This window comes from Denitromonas ohlonensis, assembly GCF_007625205.1.
Classification (GTDB): Bacteria; Pseudomonadota; Gammaproteobacteria; order Burkholderiales; family Rhodocyclaceae; genus Nitrogeniibacter; species Nitrogeniibacter ohlonensis.
On record NZ_VMNI01000004.1, the window covers coordinates 110638 to 126932 of the forward strand.

Annotated in this window: 16 protein-coding genes; 14 read left to right on the forward strand and 2 right to left on the reverse strand. The window is 63.8% G+C overall.

What is annotated here, in order from left to right; genetic code table 11:
• Positions 1 to 69: 69 nt before the first annotated feature.
• Positions 70 to 1911 carry a phosphoenolpyruvate carboxykinase (GTP) gene (locus FHP89_RS04320; protein ID WP_144179222.1) on the reverse strand — a complete coding sequence of 614 codons (1842 nt, stop codon included), beginning with the start codon at positions 1909 to 1911 and terminating at the stop codon, positions 70 to 72.
• Between the two features lie 394 nt (positions 1912 to 2305).
• On the opposite strand from FHP89_RS04320, the gene FHP89_RS04325 reads away from it, so the two are divergent.
• From FHP89_RS04325 to pbpG, 3 genes are all read left to right on the forward strand, one after another.
• A complete protein-coding gene (locus FHP89_RS04325; protein WP_144179223.1) occupies positions 2306 to 4582 on the forward strand; it encodes an NADP-dependent malic enzyme in 2277 nt (758 codons plus the stop codon).
• A gap of 113 nt (positions 4583 to 4695) precedes the next feature.
• Positions 4696 to 5826: a patatin-like phospholipase family protein gene (locus FHP89_RS04330; RefSeq protein ID WP_144179224.1), complete on the forward strand. Its 1131-nt coding sequence runs from the start codon at positions 4696 to 4698 to the stop codon at positions 5824 to 5826.
• Positions 5827 to 5920: 94 nt separating this feature from the next.
• Entirely contained in the window at positions 5921 to 6835 is a 915-nt protein-coding gene (gene pbpG, locus FHP89_RS04335; RefSeq protein WP_144179225.1) for a D-alanyl-D-alanine endopeptidase, read from the forward strand.
• Positions 6836 to 6848: 13 nt separating this feature from the next.
• Here pbpG and FHP89_RS04340 read toward each other — a convergent pair whose 3' ends face one another.
• Entirely contained in the window at positions 6849 to 7643 is a 795-nt protein-coding gene (locus tag FHP89_RS04340; protein ID WP_144179226.1) for an IclR family transcriptional regulator, read from the reverse strand.
• 104 nt (positions 7644 to 7747) lie between these two features.
• On the opposite strand from FHP89_RS04340, the gene FHP89_RS04345 reads away from it, so the two are divergent.
• The 11 genes from FHP89_RS04345 to FHP89_RS04395 all read left to right on the forward strand — a co-directional run bounded on the left by FHP89_RS04345 (position 7748) and on the right by FHP89_RS04395 (position 16258).
• Positions 7748 to 8698 (forward strand): D-2-hydroxyacid dehydrogenase, encoded by a 951-nt coding sequence (locus FHP89_RS04345; RefSeq protein ID WP_144179227.1) that lies wholly within the window; start codon positions 7748 to 7750, stop codon positions 8696 to 8698.
• A gap of 210 nt (positions 8699 to 8908) precedes the next feature.
• On the forward strand, positions 8909 to 9391 hold the full coding sequence (locus FHP89_RS04350) for a Na+/H+ antiporter subunit E (protein WP_260851472.1): 483 nt from the start codon (positions 8909 to 8911) through the stop codon (positions 9389 to 9391).
• Positions 9388 to 9678, forward strand: coding sequence for a monovalent cation/H+ antiporter complex subunit F (locus tag FHP89_RS04355; RefSeq protein WP_222105307.1), 291 nt, complete (start codon positions 9388 to 9390; stop codon positions 9676 to 9678). Before FHP89_RS04350 ends, FHP89_RS04355 begins: the two co-directional genes overlap by 4 nt.
• The gene (gene mnhG / locus FHP89_RS04360; RefSeq protein WP_222105308.1) at positions 9675 to 10007 is read left to right on the forward strand and encodes a monovalent cation/H(+) antiporter subunit G; all 333 of its coding nucleotides are present in this window, start codon (positions 9675 to 9677) and stop codon (positions 10005 to 10007) included. The genes FHP89_RS04355 and mnhG overlap by 4 nt, the downstream gene beginning before the upstream one ends.
• Entirely contained in the window at positions 9965 to 10558 is a 594-nt protein-coding gene (locus FHP89_RS04365) for a DUF4040 domain-containing protein (protein WP_222105309.1), read from the forward strand. The genes mnhG and FHP89_RS04365 overlap by 43 nt, the downstream gene beginning before the upstream one ends.
• Positions 10555 to 10992, forward strand: coding sequence for a Na(+)/H(+) antiporter subunit B (locus tag FHP89_RS04370; RefSeq protein WP_144179230.1), 438 nt, complete (start codon positions 10555 to 10557; stop codon positions 10990 to 10992). Before FHP89_RS04365 ends, FHP89_RS04370 begins: the two co-directional genes overlap by 4 nt.
• Positions 10989 to 11375 carry a cation:proton antiporter subunit C gene (locus FHP89_RS04375; RefSeq protein ID WP_144179231.1) on the forward strand — a complete coding sequence of 129 codons (387 nt, stop codon included), beginning with the start codon at positions 10989 to 10991 and terminating at the stop codon, positions 11373 to 11375. The genes FHP89_RS04370 and FHP89_RS04375 overlap by 4 nt, the downstream gene beginning before the upstream one ends.
• A gap of 3 nt (positions 11376 to 11378) precedes the next feature.
• Entirely contained in the window at positions 11379 to 12869 is a 1491-nt protein-coding gene (locus FHP89_RS04380) for a monovalent cation/H+ antiporter subunit D family protein (RefSeq protein ID WP_222105310.1), read from the forward strand.
• Positions 12866 to 14350: a monovalent cation/H+ antiporter subunit D family protein gene (locus FHP89_RS04385; protein WP_144179232.1), complete on the forward strand. Its 1485-nt coding sequence runs from the start codon at positions 12866 to 12868 to the stop codon at positions 14348 to 14350. The genes FHP89_RS04380 and FHP89_RS04385 overlap by 4 nt, the downstream gene beginning before the upstream one ends.
• Positions 14350 to 14583, forward strand: a complete 234-nt coding sequence (locus tag FHP89_RS04390; protein WP_144179233.1) for a hypothetical protein — start codon at positions 14350 to 14352, stop codon at positions 14581 to 14583. The genes FHP89_RS04385 and FHP89_RS04390 overlap by 1 nt, the downstream gene beginning before the upstream one ends.
• Positions 14573 to 16258, forward strand: a complete 1686-nt coding sequence (locus FHP89_RS04395; protein ID WP_186300370.1) for a Na(+)/H(+) antiporter subunit D — start codon at positions 14573 to 14575, stop codon at positions 16256 to 16258. Before FHP89_RS04390 ends, FHP89_RS04395 begins: the two co-directional genes overlap by 11 nt.
• Positions 16259 to 16295 lie beyond the last annotated feature (37 nt).

The window sequence follows — 16295 nt, forward strand, 5'->3', positions numbered from 1 at the left end:
ACGCAACAAGCGCCGACCGGCGGCGCTTGTTGGTGCGACGAGCCGCCGTGAGGCGGCCGGTGGTGCGGCTTAGGCCGACAGGGCCAGCTGGAACAGCTCGCGCTTGAGGAGCATCTGGCGCGGCAGGCGATCTTGCAGCTTGTCGAACCACTCCTTGTGCATCTCGAGCTCTTTCTTCCAGGCGTCGGCGTCGATGGTGGTCAGGGCGTCGAACTCGGCCTTGGTGACGCCGGCGTCAGTCCAGTCCATATCCTCGAAGCGCGGCATCCAGCCCAGCGCGGTTTCCTTGGCGGCAATGGTGCCTTTGCAGCGATCGACGATCCACTTGAGCACGCGCATGTTTTCGCCAAAGCCCGGCCACATGAATTCGCCTTTCTCGTTCATGCGGAACCAGTTCACGCAGAAGATCTTCGGCGTGTTCTCGACCACATGACCCATCTTCAGCCAATGGTTGAAGTAGTCGCCCATGTGGTAGCCGCAGAAGGGCAGCATGGCGAACGGGTCGCGACGCACCACGCCCTGCGCGCCAAAGGCGGCGGCGGTGGTTTCGGAGCCCAGGGTGGCAGCCATGTAGACGCCGAAGTTCCAGTTGAAGGCCTGGTACACCAGCGGCACGGTGGTGGCGCGACGGCCGCCGAAGATGAAGGCCGAGATCGGCACGCCGGCGGGGTCTTCCCAGTTGTCGTCGATCGACGGGCACTGGCTGGCCGGGGCGGTAAAGCGCGAGTTCGGGTGAGCGGCCTTGCGACCGGTTTCCTTGGCCATCGCAGGCGTCCAGTCCTTGCCCTGCCAGTCGATCAGGTGGGCGGGGGCTTCCTTGCTCATGCCTTCCCACCACACATCGCCGTCGTCGGTCAGCGCGACGTTGGTGAAGATGATGTTTTCCTTCAGCGTCGCCATGGCGTTGAAGTTGGTTTTTTCGGAAGTGCCGGGGGCCACGCCGAAGAAGCCGGCTTCGGGGTTGATGGCGTAGAACTTGCCATCCTTGCCCGGTTTGATCCAGGCGATGTCGTCGCCGACGGTGGTGATCTTCCAGCCATCGAAGCTCTTGGGCGGGATCAGCATGGCGAAGTTGGTCTTGCCGCAGGCCGACGGGAAGGCGGCCGCCACGTAGGTTTTTTCGCCTTCGGGCGACTCGACGCCGAGGATCAGCATGTGTTCGGCCAGCCAGCCTTCGTCGCGGGCCATGGTCGAGGCGATGCGCAGGGCGAAGCACTTTTTGCCCAGCAGCGCATTGCCGCCGTAGCCGGAGCCGTAGGACCAGATCTCGCGGGTCTCGGGGAAGTGCACGATGTACTTGGTGTCGGGATTGCACGGCCAGCGGGCGTCTTTTTCGCCATGCGCCAGCGGGGCGCCAACCGAGTGCACGCAGGGCACGAACTCGCCGTCGGTGCCGAGCACGTCATACACAGCCTTGCCCATGCGCGTCATGGTGCGCATGTTGGTGACCACGTAGGGGCTGTCGGTGATTTCGATGCCGATGTGGGCAATCGGCGAGCCCAGCGGGCCCATCGAGAAGGGCACCACATACATGGTGCGGCCGCGCATCGAACCCTTGAACAGGCCGCTGAGCGTGCCGCGCATGACGGCCGGATCTTCCCAGTTGTTGGTGGGGCCGGCGTCGCCCTTGTCGGCGGAGCAGATGAAGGTGCGGTCTTCGACCCGGGCAACGTCGGACGGATCTGAGAAGGCGAGGTAGGAATTTTTGCGCTTTTCCGGGTTGAGCTTGATCAGCATGCCGGAGTCGACCATTTCAGCGCAGAGGCGGTCGTATTCTTCCTGCGTTCCGTCGCTCCACTCAACCCGGTCGGGTTCGGTCAGGGCGGCAATTTCAGCGACCCACTGTTTGAGCTTTTCTTGGCGGACGTAGTCCGGAGCGGCAGACAGAGCGGCCTCGGCGAATTGGTTCATGGCGCGGAATTCTCCAGGATTGCAGGTTGTAAACCGTAACGCCCGCCACCGGCAATACAGCCGTGGCGAGCGGTCCTCTCGGAGCGCATCTGAACGAGCGTCGCGGCCGTTGGGCAAAAAACGCGAGCGTCAGGTGCTACCCCTGAAGTGCACGCCACAAGCGGTGGTGCGCACATGTGGAAACCACGAAGCGACAAGGCCGCTTCCGAAAGCCTATGATTATGCCACGTCAGCCCCCGACGAGAAAATCCTGGTGCGGGAAAAGTGCACATCAAGAAAGGATTTTGTCGATTTGGGGGTGGTAGCGACATGGAAATGAAAGCTTATTCCAATAATAGGGTGAAACCCTAGGGGTAGTACCTGCTGCCCCAATGACCAGGAGATGAGGATGCCCATGGACGATTCGATTCGCGAAGCCGCGCTGGACTACCACCGCTACCCGCGCCCGGGAAAGATTTCGGTCACGCCGACCAAGGCGCTGACCAACCAGCAGGATTTGTCGCTGGCCTATTCGCCGGGTGTGGCGGCGGCATGTGAGGCGATTGTCGAGTCGCCCGCCGAAGCGGCCAACCTGACCTCGCGCAGCAACCTGATCGGTGTGGTCACCAACGGCACGGCGGTGCTCGGCCTGGGCAATATTGGCCCGCTGGCGGCCAAGCCGGTGATGGAAGGCAAGGGCGTGCTGTTCAAGAAGTTTGCCGATATCGATGTGTTCGACCTGGAAATCAACGAGCCCGACGCCGACAAGCTGATCGACATGATCGCCGCGCTGGAGCCGACCTTCGGCGGCATCAACCTGGAAGACATCAAGGCGCCGGAGTGCTTCTATATCGAGAAGAAGCTGCGCGAGCGGATGAACATTCCGGTCTTCCACGACGACCAGCACGGCACGGCGATTGTGGTGGGCGCGGCGGTGCTCAACGGCCTGCACCTGCAAGGCAAGGATCTGAAAACCGTCAAGCTGGTGACCTCGGGCGCCGGTGCCGCGGCGCTGGCGTGTCTGGAACTGCTGGTGATGCTCGGCGTGCCGGTCGAAAACATCTGGGTGACCGACATCGAAGGCGTGGTCTATGAAGGGCGCACGACGCTGATGGACCCGATCAAGGCCCGTTACGCCAAGCCGACGGAGGCGCGTACGCTGGGCGAGATCATCGAAGGGGCCGACGTGTTCCTCGGCTTGTCGGCCGGTGGTGTGCTCAAGCAGGACATGGTCAAGAAGATGGCGCCCAACCCGCTGGTGCTGGCGCTGGCCAACCCGCGGCCCGAGATTCTGCCCGAGGATGTCAAAGCGGTGCGCGACGACGCGATCATCGCCACCGGCCGCTCGGACTACCCGAACCAGGTCAACAACGTGTTGTGCTTCCCTTTCATCTTCCGCGGCGCGCTGGATGTGGGTGCGACAACGATTACCGACGAAATGAAGATGGCCGCCGTCAAGGCGATTGCCGAGCTGGCGCGTGCCGAGCAAAGCGACATCGTGGCTGCGGCGTATGGCGAAAAAGTGGCCGGCTTCGGTCGCGAGTACATCATTCCGCGTCCCTTTGACCCGCGCCTGATCGTGCTCATCGCGCCGGCGGTGGCCCGCGCGGCCATGGAATCCGGCGTGGCGACGCGGCCGATCACCGACTGGGACGCCTACACCACGATGCTCAACGGCTTCGTGTGGCGCTCCGGCCTGATCATGAAGCCGGTGTTTGCAGCGGCCAAGCGCAACCCGAAGCGGATCATCTTCAGCGAAGGCGAATCCGAGCGCGTGCTGCGTGCGGTGCAAATCGTGGTCGACGAGGGGCTGGCGCGGCCGATCCTCATCGGCCGCCCGGCCGTCGTGGCCAATCATATCGAGCGTTTCGGCCTGCGCCTGCAGGCCGGCACGGATTTCGATCTGGTGAATCCGGACTCCGACCCGCGCTACGACAGCTTGTGGAAGCACTACCACGGGCTGATGGAGCGCAGCGGCGTGTCGGTGGAGTACGCCAAGCGGGAGGTGCGCCGCCGCTCGACCTTGATCGGCGCCTTGCTGCTCAAGTTCGGCGATGCCGATGGCCTGATCTGCGGCACCTACGGGATGCACCAGCTGCACCTCAAGTTCATTGACGATGTGCTCGGCCGCAAGCCCGGGGTCAGCAAGTGCTACACGCTCAACCTGATCAACCTGCCGGGGCGCACGGTGTTCATGGCCGACACCTATGTCACTTACGATCCGACGCCGGCGCAGCTGGTCGAGATGACCGTGATGGCGGCCGAGGAGATGCGCCGCTTCGGCGTCGAACCCAAGGTGGCGCTGCTGTCGCATTCGAGCTTCGGCTCGGACGACTCGCCGACCTCAGCCAAGATGCGCGAGGCGCTGCGCCTGCTGCACGAACAGCATCCCGACCTCGAGGTGGAGGGCGAAATGCACGGCGACGCGGCGCTCGACGCCACCACGCGCATGCAGGTCTTCCCGAATGCGCGCATGAAGGAAGACGCCAACCTGCTGATCTTCCCGACGCTGGACGCGGCCAACATCGCGTTCAATCTGCTCAAGACGGCCTCGGGCGAAGGCATGACGGTCGGACCGATCCTGCTGGGGGCGGCCAAGCCGGCGCATATCCTCACCCCGACGGCGACGGTGCGACGCATCGTCAATATGACCGCATTGACCGTTGTCGAGGCGATGGCCGAGCAGGCCTGAGCGCTCTCCCCGCCGGGTGATGACTTCGCCCGGCGGGGAGATGCCCGCGGCAATAGCCCTAAAGCTTGAAGCCCCCTGCGCCGTAGTGAGCGGTATCGGGTCGGAGGGGTGACATGACGACAGAGAAGGCCGCGCTGGTGTTGACGGGAGGGGGCGCGCGTGCGGCCTATCAGGTTGGCGTGCTCAATGCGATTCGGGAGCTGTGGGGGCGGCGCCCGGGCAATCCCTTCCCGATTCTGTGTGGCACCTCGGCCGGTGGCATCAACGTCGCCTCGCTGGCCGTGTATTCCGATAATTTTCCGATGGCCGTGCGCAAGATGTCCTACATCTGGCGCAATTTCCATGTGGATCAGGTGTATCGCACCGATTTTCCCGCCTTGGCCGGCACCGGTGCGCGTTGGGGCTCGGCCTTGCTGACCGGCTGGTTGTACCGCCAGACCCCGCGCTCGCTGCTCGACAACGCGCCGCTGGCGCGCCTGCTGGAGAGCGTGCTCGATTTCTCCGCGATCGGCCGGGCGATTCGCGATGGTCACCTGCATGCGGTCAGTGTGAGCGCCTCGGGCTACACCTCGGGCGAGAGCCTGGCCTTTTTTCAGGCGGCCGACGGGGTGTTGCCCTGGCGGCGTGCGCAGCGGCTGGGGGTGCGCACCGAGCTGTCGGTGCCGCATTTGATGGCTTCAAGCGCGATCCCGTTTGTCTTTCCCGCCGTTCGCATCCACCGCGAGTATTTTGGCGACGGCTCAATGCGCCAGCTCGCGCCGATCAGCCCGGCGGTGCACCTGGGCGCCGACCGTATCCTGGTGATTGGCTCGGGCCGGCTGGAGGAAGAGGGGCGTCAGCAAGGGCACACCTATCCGTCGTTGGCGCAGATTGCCGGTCACGCCATGTCGAGCATTTTTCTGGATAGTCTGGCGGTCGATCTGGAGCGGCTCGAACGCATCAACACCACGCTTGGCGCCTTCACCGCCGAGCAGCGCCAGGCCGCGGGCCTCACGCTGCGACCGATTGAAACCCTGGTGATCGCCCCCTCGCGGCGGATCGACGCGATCGCCGGCCAGCACCGGCACAGCCTGCCACCCCTCTTGCGGGCCGTGTTGCGCGGGGTCGGGGCGATGCGCCCGAGTGGCTCGACGCTCTTGTCCTACCTCTTGTTTGAGCCGGCCTTTACGCGCGCGCTGATCGCCCTGGGCTACGAGGACACGATGGCGCGTCGTCAGGCGGTGGTCGATTTCCTGCGTTTGTGAATCCAGGTGGCAAATGGCGAGATTTTTCTTTAGAAAAGCCGCCTGAGTGCCGGATTTTTATGGATAATTTGCGAAACAACTTGCGGTGAATGCAATGAAGCTTGGACGACTCTTCGTCGCGTGGTGTTGTGCTGCCAGCCTGATCGGCCTGGCGAGTGCTGCGCCACCCGAGCGGGTGGGCGTGGCAAAAATAGTCGCGACGCCCTTGCTGGCCGAGGCGGCGCGCGCCGATAGCCCCGAGCTGCGCTCCGAGAGCTTTCTGATCGTCGATCAGCGCAGCGGTGAAGCCTTGCTGGCACGGAACGCGGATCGTGTTGCCCCGGTGGCATCCATCACTAAACTGATGACCGCGATGGTCGTTCTCGATGCCCGCCAGCCGTTGTCCGAGATGCTCACCGTGACGGAAGATGACCGCGATCGTCTGCGCAAGAGTCGCTCACGCTTGCCGATTGGTAGCCGCGTCAGCCGTGAAGATCTGCTGCGCCTGGCCTTGATGTCCTCTGAAAACCGGGCGGCAGCAGCGCTGGCCCGGCATTACCCGGGCGGGGACAAGGCCTTCACCAGGGCCATGAACGACAAAGCGCGCAAGCTGGGCATGACCCGCAGCCGATTTGTCGAAGGCACCGGCCTGAGCGCGGGCAATGTATCGACCGCCAGGGATCTGTCGCTGATGCTCAAGGCGGCCTCGGGTTATCCGCTGATTCGCCAGTTCTCGACCGATAGCCAGCACACGGTGGCGCTGGCGCGGGGGGCGCGCGAATTCCGTAATACCAATCCGCTGGTGAAGGATCCGAACTGGGAAATCAGTCTGTCCAAAACGGGTTACATCGAAGAGGCGGGGCGTTGCCTGGTCATGCAGACCTGGATGCGCGGCCGTCCGGTGCTGGTGGTGCTGCTCGATTCCTTCGGCTCGCGCACGCGCACGGCCGATGCCCGCCGCCTGCAGAAGTGGCTGGCGCAGCGGCCGTGGGATGCGCTGGTGATGGCGCGCAAGGGCGCAGCGGGCTGAGCGCCCGCCAGGCTCAGGCGGCGTCGCGCGGGCGGTAGCCCAGGGCGCGAGAAATCTGTCGGGCGGTTTCCAGGATCAGCGGGGCCCAATCGGGGTTGAAGCGTTCGGCCGGTGTCGACAAGGACAAGCCGGCGACCAACTCACCCGTGTCGTCACGAATGCCTGCCGCAATGCACCGTACGCCGGCCTCGACTTCTTCCATGTCGTAGGCCACTTCATGGCGGCGGACCTTGTCCAGTTCTTTCTCCAGCGCCGCCGGATCGCGGATCGACGTGGCGGTAGAGCCAGGCAGGCCGGTGCGTTTGGCGTAGTCGCGGATTTTTGGCAGACCGTCGTCGGCAAGAAACAGCTTCCCCGTGGCGGTGGTGTGCAGGGGCGCGCGGGCGCCGACGATGTGCACCACGCGTACGGACGAGCGGCCGCTTGAGGTGCGCTCGACATACACGATCTGATCGCCGTCGCGGATGCCGAGATTGACGCTCTCGCCGGTGCGCTGATGCAACTCGAGCATGGAGATGAGCGCGGTTTCGCGCAGCGAAATGCGCGATTTGACCAATGAGCCGAGTTCGAGCAAGCGGATGCCGAGGCGATAGATGCCGTTCTCGGTGCGCTCGACGAAGCCGCTGGTGGTCATGGCGGCCAGAATGCGGTGCGCCGTAGACGGGTGCAGTCCGGTCTGCGCGGCCAGCAGTTTGAGCGAGACGGGGTCGGGGTGCTTGGCCAGCACATCGAGCAGCGACATCATGCGTTCGATGACCTGGATCGAGGTTTTGGATTCTGGAGCGTTGGGGTCTTTCGGTATCTTCATTGCGGCTTTCCCTAGTAGGCGAATGGTACTTGACTCCCGTAGATTTCGCCTAGTGAAATACCGTATCGTGGCATAGCAAGGACATTCACTGGAGGTAGGGCGGTATGGAACCGAGGATCGTTTTTCTGGAGCGGGATTCGGTCAAGGCGGCGTTTTCGCGGCCCACGGTGGCGCACTCCTGGGTGGACTATCCGGATACCCGCCCGGCGGATGTGGTCGAGCGCCTGCGCGATGCGCAGATTGCGGTCATCAACAAGCTGCGTATCGATGCGGCGGTGCTTGCGCAGTTGCCGGCGCTGCGCATGATTGCGTTGGCGGCCACCGGCTCGGACAACGTTGATCTGGCGGCGTGTCGCGCGCGCGGCATTGTGGTCAGCAATGTACGAGGGTATGCCGACACCACCGTGCCGGAGCATGTGATCAGCCTGATGCTCGCCTTGTCGCGCAATCTCATGGCCTATCATCAGGATGTGCGCGCCGGTCGCTGGCCGCAGTCGCGCCATTTCTGCTTTCTGGATCATCCGATTCGCGATCTGCGCGGTGCGACGCTTGGTCTGGTCGGGCAGGGCAGTCTGGGCGGCGGTGTGGCGCGTCTGGCCGAGGCCTTTGGCATGCAGGTGCTGTGGTCGGAGCGGCCCGGCGCCGACCGCGTGCGTGCGGGGCGTGTGGCCTTTGGCGAGGTGCTGAAGCGGTCCGACGTGTTGTCGCTGCATTGCCCGCTGGATGCGAGTACCCGCGGCATGATCGATCGGGCGGCCTTGCAGGCGATGAAGTCGAGTGCCTTCCTGATCAACACGGCGCGTGGCGCGCTGGTCGATGAGGCGGCCTTGGCCGATGCCCTGCGCCAGGGCCTGATTGCCGGCGCCGCGATCGATGTGCTGTCTGCCGAGCCGCCCCCGTCAGACCACCCCTTGCTGGCGCCCGACATCCCCAACCTGATCGTGACGCCACATGTGGCGTGGGCGTCGGGCGAGGCAATGGCGGCGATGGCGGCGCAGGTGGTGCAAAATATTGACGCGTTTGTGCGCGGTGCGCCGAGAAACTGTCTTCCTTGAACCATCAAAAAACTGGATCCAATCAGGCTTCGGAAGACCAAAAAAACTAAAAATCGAGACAATTTGATCCAAATATGTATAAACTCGTCTGCTTCAAGTCGAATGACATTCGACGTTGGACGTGGCTTTCTGACACACTAGCCGCTCAAAGCGACCACGGCGCCGTTCCCGCCGTGGTGTTTTTCTCGCGTTTCGATGGGCCATAGGCATATGCACAGGTTTCATTCGATCAGCGTTGTCATCTCTTTGTTTGTTTTCTGGCTGGTGCTGTCCGGCTATTTCACGCCGTTTCTTGTGACGGTGGGCTTGGTGTCGTCCGTGCTGGTCGTGTTGTTTGCGCATCGCATGTCGGTGATCGATCGCGAAGGGCATCCGCTGGAGTTTCGTGCCGGCGTGTGGTCGTACTGGCCGTGGCTGGTCGTCGAGATCGTGAAATCGGCGTGGACCGTCTCCAAGCTCATCGTGCATCCGCGCCTGCCGATCACCCCGACCATGACGCGCGTCAAGATGAGCCAGACGAGCGCGGTCGGGCAGGTGACGTACGCCAATTCCATCACTTTGACGCCCGGCACGATTTCTGTTGCGATTGAGGGCGATGAAATCCTGGTGCACGCCCTGACTCAGGCCGGCGCCGAGGACCTCGCGGGAGGCGAAATGGATCGACGGGTCAGTGCGTGTGAGGCGCGCGCATGATGTACGCGGTGGTGGTCGGCGCTTTGTTGGTGTCGTTGTGCTTGCTGCTGGTGCGGGCCTTGCTCGGACCGACCGTTTTTGATCGGGCGCTGGCGGGGAATGCCGTCGGGACCATGGCGATGTTGCTGCTGGCGATCTTCCAGTTTGTGTCCGGCCGCCCGGAGTTTGTCGATCTGGCGCTGGTGTACGGGCTGCTGAATATCGTCGGTACCATCGCGGTCCAGAAATTTTTCCGTTACGGCGATCTGGGCGAGCCCGGAGTGGCGGACGAGGAGCACCGGCTGTGAGCGCGGCAATCGATATCCTCAGCATGATCCTGATGGGCGCGGGCGGCGTGTTCTGCGTGATCGGCGCGTTTGGCGTGCTGCGCATGCCGGGCTTCTACACACGCATGCATGCGGCCAGCGTCATCGATACGCTCGGCGCCAGCCTGATCATTGTCGGCTTGGTGTTGCAGTCGGGCTTCACGCTGGCGAGCGGCAAGCTGCTGATTCTGTGGCTGCTGATTTTCTTCTGCTCGCCGACCGCTTCGCACTCGCTGGCGAATGCAGCGCATCGGCGTGGGGTCACCCCGTGGCAACCGGATCAAGGAGCGAAATCATCCTCGAAGAACTGACTGCCGTCGTGTTGCTGACACTCATGGGCGCTGCCGCCATCGGCATGGCGCGTCAGCGCAACCTTTACGGTGTGGTGCTGCTCAGCGGCATCTATAGTTTTTTGATGGCTACCGTCATGGTGGTGCTCGACGCTGTCGACGTGGCCATGACCGAGGCCGCCGTCGGCGCGGGGATTTCGACCGTGCTGCTGTTCGGCGCCATTCATCTCACCGGCGGCACCGAGTCGAAGCCCATCCACCGGCCGTGGCTGCCCTTGCTGGTGGTGGCCGCCACCGGCGCAATGCTGGTCTACGGCACGCTGGGGCTGCCGGCATTCTCCGATCCCGGCGCGCCCATCCACCAGCACGTGGCACCGCGCTACCTGACCGAAGGCCCGGTGAAAACCGGTGTGCCCAACGTGGTGACGGCCGTGCTGGCAAGCTATCGGGGCTTTGATACGCTCGGCGAGACCTTTGTGGTGTTTACCGCCGGCATTGGCGTGATCGCCCTGTTGGGGCGCCGCCGACCGAGGCGGCCGATCGACAAGGCCGGTGAGGAGAACAAGGAATGAGACTGGACATCATTCTTCGTGTGCTGGCCAAGCTGCTGATCCCCTTTGCGCTCGTGTTTGGCCTGTATGTGCAGTTTCACGGCGACTACGGCCCCGGTGGCGGGTTTCAGGCGGGCGTGATCGTGGCCGCCGCGGTGATCTTTTACGCCCTGATCTACGGCCTGCCGGCGGCGCGACGCGTTGTTCCTACCGAGGTGGTTCAGACCTTGATGGCGGTCGGCGTGCTGCTGTACTCCGGCGTGGGTATCGCGTCCATTTTGCTGGGCGGCAACTATCTCGACTACTTCGTGCTCGGCGCCGATCCGGTGTCCGGACAGCATCGTGGCATCTTCTGGGTCGAGATGGGGGTGCTGATTACCGTGGCGTCGGTGATGCTCAAGATTTTCTATGTGTTTGCCGGGCGTCGTCGTGATGCCGAGGAGACTGAGGAATGACCTTGGCCAGTCATTTCAGCTACTGGGTCACGGTCCTGCTGTTGATGGTCGGGCTGTTCATCGTCATGGCACGCGAGAACCTGATCAAAAAAATGATCGGCCTGGGCATTTTCCAGACGGCGGTGTATTTGCTCTACATCGCGCCGGGCAAGCTGATCGGTGGCGTGGCGCCGATTGTTGGCGGGCAGTTCGCGGTGTATTCCAACCCGCTGCCGCATGTGCTGATTCTCACCGCGATTGTGGTCGGTGTGGCAACGCTGGCCCTCGGGCTGGCGCTGGTCGTGCGGATCAAGGAGGCCTACGGCACAATCGACGAGGACGAAATTCTCTTGATGGATGCGCGGGACGACACCTCGCCCGAACCCGAAGCTAAGGACGGCTGACCCGTGCTGACACAGCATTTTCCCGCCTTGTTGGTGGTGGTGCCGCTGATGGCCGCGCCACTCATCGTGTTTGCCCGACGATCGCTGGCAAGCTGGCTGATCGCCTTGCTGGCCACGGCGATCACCTTTGGCATCGCAGCCAGCCTGCTGGCTCAGACGATGTCCGAAGGCACCCTCGTTTATGCCATGGGCAGCTGGGAGGCGCCGCTTGGCATCGAATACCGCATCGACGCGGCCGGCGCCTTTGTGGCGGTGATCGTGGCCGCGATGGGGTTGATCGTGATGCCCTACAGCCGTGTCGGCATCGCCGCCGAAGTGCGCAGCGAAGAGCACTATCTCTACTACGCGCTGATGATGCTGTGTCTGGCGGGTCTGCTCGGCATTCTGGTCACCGGCGACGCCTTCAACGTGTTTGTGTTCCTCGAGGTGTCTTCGCTGGCCACCTATGTGCTGATCGCCATGGGACGAGACCGGCGGGCCTTGGTCGCGGCGTATCAATACCTGTTGATGGGCACCATCGGCGCGACCCTGTACGTGGTCGGCGTGGGTTTGCTCTATCTCGAAACCGGCACGCTGAACCTCGCCGACATGGCGACGCGTCTCGTTGATGTCGGCGATTCGCGCGGCGTGCTGGCCGCGCTGGCCTTCATCACCGTCGGCATTTCGCTGAAGATCGCGCTGTTCCCGCTGCATCTGTGGCTGCCCAACGCCTATGCCTACGCGCCGTCGCCGGTGTCGGCCTTCCTGGCGGCGACCGCCACCAAGGTGTCGATCTATGTGCTGATGCGCTATTTCTTCACCATCTTCGGCGCGACCGAGGTGTTCGACGCGCGCGCCACTGGCGCGATCCTGCTCGGGCTGTCGCTGGCGGCCATGTTCATCCCGGCCGTGGTGGCGATTTTCCAGCACGACATGAAGCGGCTGCTGGCGTATTCCAGCGTGTCGCAAATCGGCTACATCACGCTCGGTATCAGCCTGGATTCGGTTGAGGGCCTGATGGCCTCGGCCATGCATTTGTTCAATCACGCGCTGACCAAGGGCGGGCTGTTTCTGGTGCTCGGCGGGGTGGTGCTGCGCTGTGGTGGCGCCGGGTTTGACCGGCTCGCGGGGCTGGGTCACACCATGCCGGTGGCGGCCTTTGCCATGGTGGTCGGCGGCCTGAGCCTGATCGGCGTGCCGGGCACGGCCGGTTTCATCAGCAAGTGGTATCTGGTCAGTGCGGCGATGCACGACGGGCAGTGGTGGCTGGTGGGCGCGGTGCTGGCCAGCTCGCTGCTGGCGGTGATCTACGTCTGGCGCTTTGTCGAAGTGGCGTACTTCCGCGCACCGCCGGCCGATCATCCGGCACCGGGCGAGGCGCCGCTGTCGATGCAACTGCCCGCGCTGGCGATGATTGCCGGCTGCGTCTATTTCGGCATTGACGCCACCTGGTCCAGCGAGGTTTCCATGCGCGTGGCCGAGGTGCTCATGTACAACCCGGGTGTCGGCCAATGACTGAAGACATCCAACTGATCAGCCTGCTGCTCACGCCGTTGGTCGGCATGTTGCTGCTGGCGCTGGCCGGGCGCTGGCCGAACCTGCGCGAAGCGATCACCCTGATCACCGCCGTCGTGCTGTTCTCCGAGTCGATTCAGCTGGCGGTCGATGTGCTCGGTGGTGCGCGCCCCGGGCTGACGCTGATCGAGATGCTGCCGGGGCTGACTCTGCGCCTCGCGGTTGAGCCGCTAGGGGCGGTGTTTTCGGTGATCTCCTCGGGCTTGTGGATCATCAGCACCCTGTATTCGATCGGCTACATGCGCGGCAACAAGGAGAAGAAGCAAACCCGCTTCTTCGTGTGTTTTGCCGGCGCCATCTTTGCCGCCCAAGGCATTGCGCTGGCCGGCAACATGCTGACCTTGTTCATGTTCTACGAGGCCATGACGCTGATCACCTATCCGCTGGTGACGCACCATGGCACCGATCACGCGCGCAACTCGGCCCGTACTTACCTTGGCGTGTTGCTGGGCACCTCGATCGCGTTCCTGCTCTCCGGCCTGCTGGCCACCTGGGTGATCGCCGGCACGCTCGATTTCCGCCAGGGCGGCATCCTCGCCGGCCATCTCGGTGCGACCGGCACGGCGCTGTTGCTGGTGCTCTACATGTTCGGTATCGGTAAGGCGGCGTTGATGCCTTTCCACCGTTGGCTGCCGGCGGCGATGGTGGCGCCCACGCCGGTGTCGGCCCTGCTGCATGCGGTGGCGGTGGTCAAGGCGGGTGTGTTCACCATCGTCAAGGTGATCGTCTATATCTTCGGCACCGACAACCTGATGTCGCTTGGCAGTGCCGACTGGGTGCCCGTCATTGCCGGCTTCAGCATCCTCTCGGCGTCCATCGTGGCCTTGCGGGCCGACAACCTCAAGCGTCGGCTGGCCTACTCGACGGTCAGTCAGCTGTCGTATGTCACGCTCGCCGCGACCTTGCTGGCCCCGATTTCCATTGTTGGTGCCGTGATGCATATCGCGGCCCACGCGCTGGGCAAGATCACGTTGTTTTTTGCGGCCGGCTCGATCTACACCGCCGCGCACAAAACCGAGGTCAGCCAGCTCGACGGCATTGGCCGGCGCATGCCCTGGACCATGGTGGCCTTCTCGATTGGCGCGCTGTCGATGATCGGCCTGCCGCCGGCGGCCGGCTTCGTGTCGAAGTGGTACATCCTGTCGGCGGCGATGAGTCTGGAGCACTGGCTGGCGGTGGGGGTGCTGGTGCTCAGCACCTTGCTCAACGCCGGCTATTTTCTGCCGATTGTGTGGCGTGCCTTCTTCCGTGAGCCGCCCAGCGACGCTGATGATCACCACGACGAACCTCATGCCGCCCATGGCGAGGCGCCGCTGCTGATGGTGTTTGCGCAGACCACAACGGCGGCGATGACGATCGGCCTGTTCTTCTATCACGAGCCGGTGTTGCGACTGGCGCGCGCCGTGGCGGGGGCCTTCTGATGCGACAGAACGCATTGTTTTCTCCGGGCAAACGTCTGTGGCACACGCTGTTGGCGGCCTTGCTGCTGATGCTGGTCGCCGGCCTGTTTGTTGAGTCGCACCCGCATTTCGGCATTGATGCCGTGCCGGGCTTCAATGCCTGGTTCCCGATGCTCGCTTGCGCGGTGCTGGTGGTGTTGGCGCGTGGCCTGGGTCGCATTTTCGGACCGCGGGAGGATGAAGATGGACGCTGAACTCCTCCACCATCCTGCGATCTGGCTGATTCTCGGCGGCATTGTGATGGGCTTCCTGCGCGGTGCACCGCGGGTGCTGCTGTCGCTGAGCCTGCCGCTCGCCGCTGCGTGGCTGCTGTGGCAGATGCCGGAAGGCATCTACGGCGGCGTGCCTTTCCTCGATTACACGCTGGATGTGCTGCGGGTCGACCGCCTGGGCCGCCTGTTTGCGCTGGTGTTCGTGCTGGCCTTGTTTGTCGGCAGCGTGTATGCAATGGGTCAGCGCAGCCGGCTCGAAGTGCCGGCCGCCTTTGTGTATGGTGGCGCGGCAGTGGGCGCGGTGCTGGCGGGCGACTGGATCACCTTGTTCCTGTTCTGGGAGCTGATGGCGATCGGCTCAACGCTGGTGATCTGGGCCGGCGGCCGTGAAGCCTATCCGGCGGCGATGCGCTACCTGATGGTGCACCTGTTCGGCGGCGTGGTGTTCATGGCCGGCATCACCGCGCATCTGGTGGGCGGCGGCAGCCTGCGCATCGAGCCGCTGGCGCTCGAGGGCGTCGCGCACTGGCTGATTCTCGCCGGTGTCCTCATCAACGCCGGCGCCTTCCCGTTCTGGTCGTGGATTCCTGACGCCTATCCGCGCGCCTCGTGGAGTGGCATGGTGTTCCTCTCGGCCTTCACCACCAAGACGGCGGTGTATGTGCTGATGCGCGGCTTCCCCGGCGCCGAGGTGTTGATCCCGATCGGTCTGCTGATGGCGGGCTACGGCCTGATCTACGCGCTGATCGAAAACACCGCTCGACGCGTGCTGGCCTACGCCATCATCAATCAGGTCGGCTTCATGATCGCGGGCATCGGCATTGGCACGGAGATGGCGCTCAACGGCGTGGCGGCGCATGCCTTTGCGCACATTGTGTACAAGGCGCTGCTGCTGATGGCGATCGGCGCGGTGATTGTGCAGACCGGCAAGCGCGACTGCACCGATCTGGGCGGTCTGGCGCGGCAGATGCCGGTCACCACCGGCTTCGCCATCTTCGGTGCGCTGGCCATGTCGGCGCCACTGACGGCCGGCTTCATCACCAAATCGCTGGTGCTGCAGGCCGCGGCCGACGCGCACCTGACCTGGGTGTGGCTGGCGATGATGGTGATCGCCGCCGGCGTGTTCCTGGCGGCGGGTTTGAAGGTGGTGGTCTTCGTCTTCTTCGGCGAATCCCGCGATCTCGACGCCGAAGAAGCGCCGCCCAGCCAGCGCTGGGGCATGCGCCTGCTCGCGCTCACCAGCCTCGCGGTGGGTTGCTACCCGCCGCTGCTCTACGATCTGTTGCCCTATCCGCTCGACTACCAGCCGTATACCGGCTCGCATGTGGTCTTCCAGCTTCAGCTGCTGCTGGCCACCACGGTGGTGTTTTTCCTGTTGCGCGGGCACCTGGTCAAGATGCTCGGCTCGCTGATCGACATCGATTGGTTCTACCGCACGCTCGGCCCGCGCTGGGTCAAAGTGATGGTCTACGGCGTCAGCATCGAGATTCGCGAAGTCGTGCTGGTCCTCATGCGTGGCATCGCCAATGTGCTGGGCAGCCTGCGCCGGCACTACGGCACGCGCGGCGTATTGGCCCGTACCTGGCCCTCCGGCAGCATGGTGATGTGGGTGGCCTTGTTGCTGATGATGTATCTGGCGCTGTTCTATCTGGCCTGAGGCGGTAAACTGCGGCATTGTCTTTTGCCGTGCAGCC

What these genes read in the sequence shown, in the direction of transcription:
- FHP89_RS04320 (WP_144179222.1), bottom strand. Translation starts at nt 1,911, where the DNA reads ATGAACCAATTCGCCGAGGCCGCTCTGTCTGCCGCTCCGGACTACGTC.
- FHP89_RS04325 (WP_144179223.1), top strand. Translation starts at nt 2,306, where the DNA reads ATGGACGATTCGATTCGCGAAGCCGCGCTGGACTACCACCGCTACCCG.
- FHP89_RS04330 (WP_144179224.1), top strand. Translation starts at nt 4,696, where the DNA reads ATGACGACAGAGAAGGCCGCGCTGGTGTTGACGGGAGGGGGCGCGCGT.
- pbpG (WP_144179225.1), top strand. Translation starts at nt 5,921, where the DNA reads ATGAAGCTTGGACGACTCTTCGTCGCGTGGTGTTGTGCTGCCAGCCTG.
- FHP89_RS04340 (WP_144179226.1), bottom strand. Translation starts at nt 7,643, where the DNA reads ATGAAGATACCGAAAGACCCCAACGCTCCAGAATCCAAAACCTCGATC.
- FHP89_RS04345 (WP_144179227.1), top strand. Translation starts at nt 7,748, where the DNA reads ATGGAACCGAGGATCGTTTTTCTGGAGCGGGATTCGGTCAAGGCGGCG.
- FHP89_RS04350 (WP_260851472.1), top strand. Translation starts at nt 8,909, where the DNA reads ATGCACAGGTTTCATTCGATCAGCGTTGTCATCTCTTTGTTTGTTTTC.
- FHP89_RS04355 (WP_222105307.1), top strand. Translation starts at nt 9,388, where the DNA reads ATGATGTACGCGGTGGTGGTCGGCGCTTTGTTGGTGTCGTTGTGCTTG.
- FHP89_RS04370 (WP_144179230.1), top strand. Translation starts at nt 10,555, where the DNA reads ATGAGACTGGACATCATTCTTCGTGTGCTGGCCAAGCTGCTGATCCCC.
- FHP89_RS04375 (WP_144179231.1), top strand. Translation starts at nt 10,989, where the DNA reads ATGACCTTGGCCAGTCATTTCAGCTACTGGGTCACGGTCCTGCTGTTG.
- FHP89_RS04385 (WP_144179232.1), top strand. Translation starts at nt 12,866, where the DNA reads ATGACTGAAGACATCCAACTGATCAGCCTGCTGCTCACGCCGTTGGTC.
- FHP89_RS04390 (WP_144179233.1), top strand. Translation starts at nt 14,350, where the DNA reads ATGCGACAGAACGCATTGTTTTCTCCGGGCAAACGTCTGTGGCACACG.
- FHP89_RS04395 (WP_186300370.1), top strand. Translation starts at nt 14,573, where the DNA reads ATGGACGCTGAACTCCTCCACCATCCTGCGATCTGGCTGATTCTCGGC.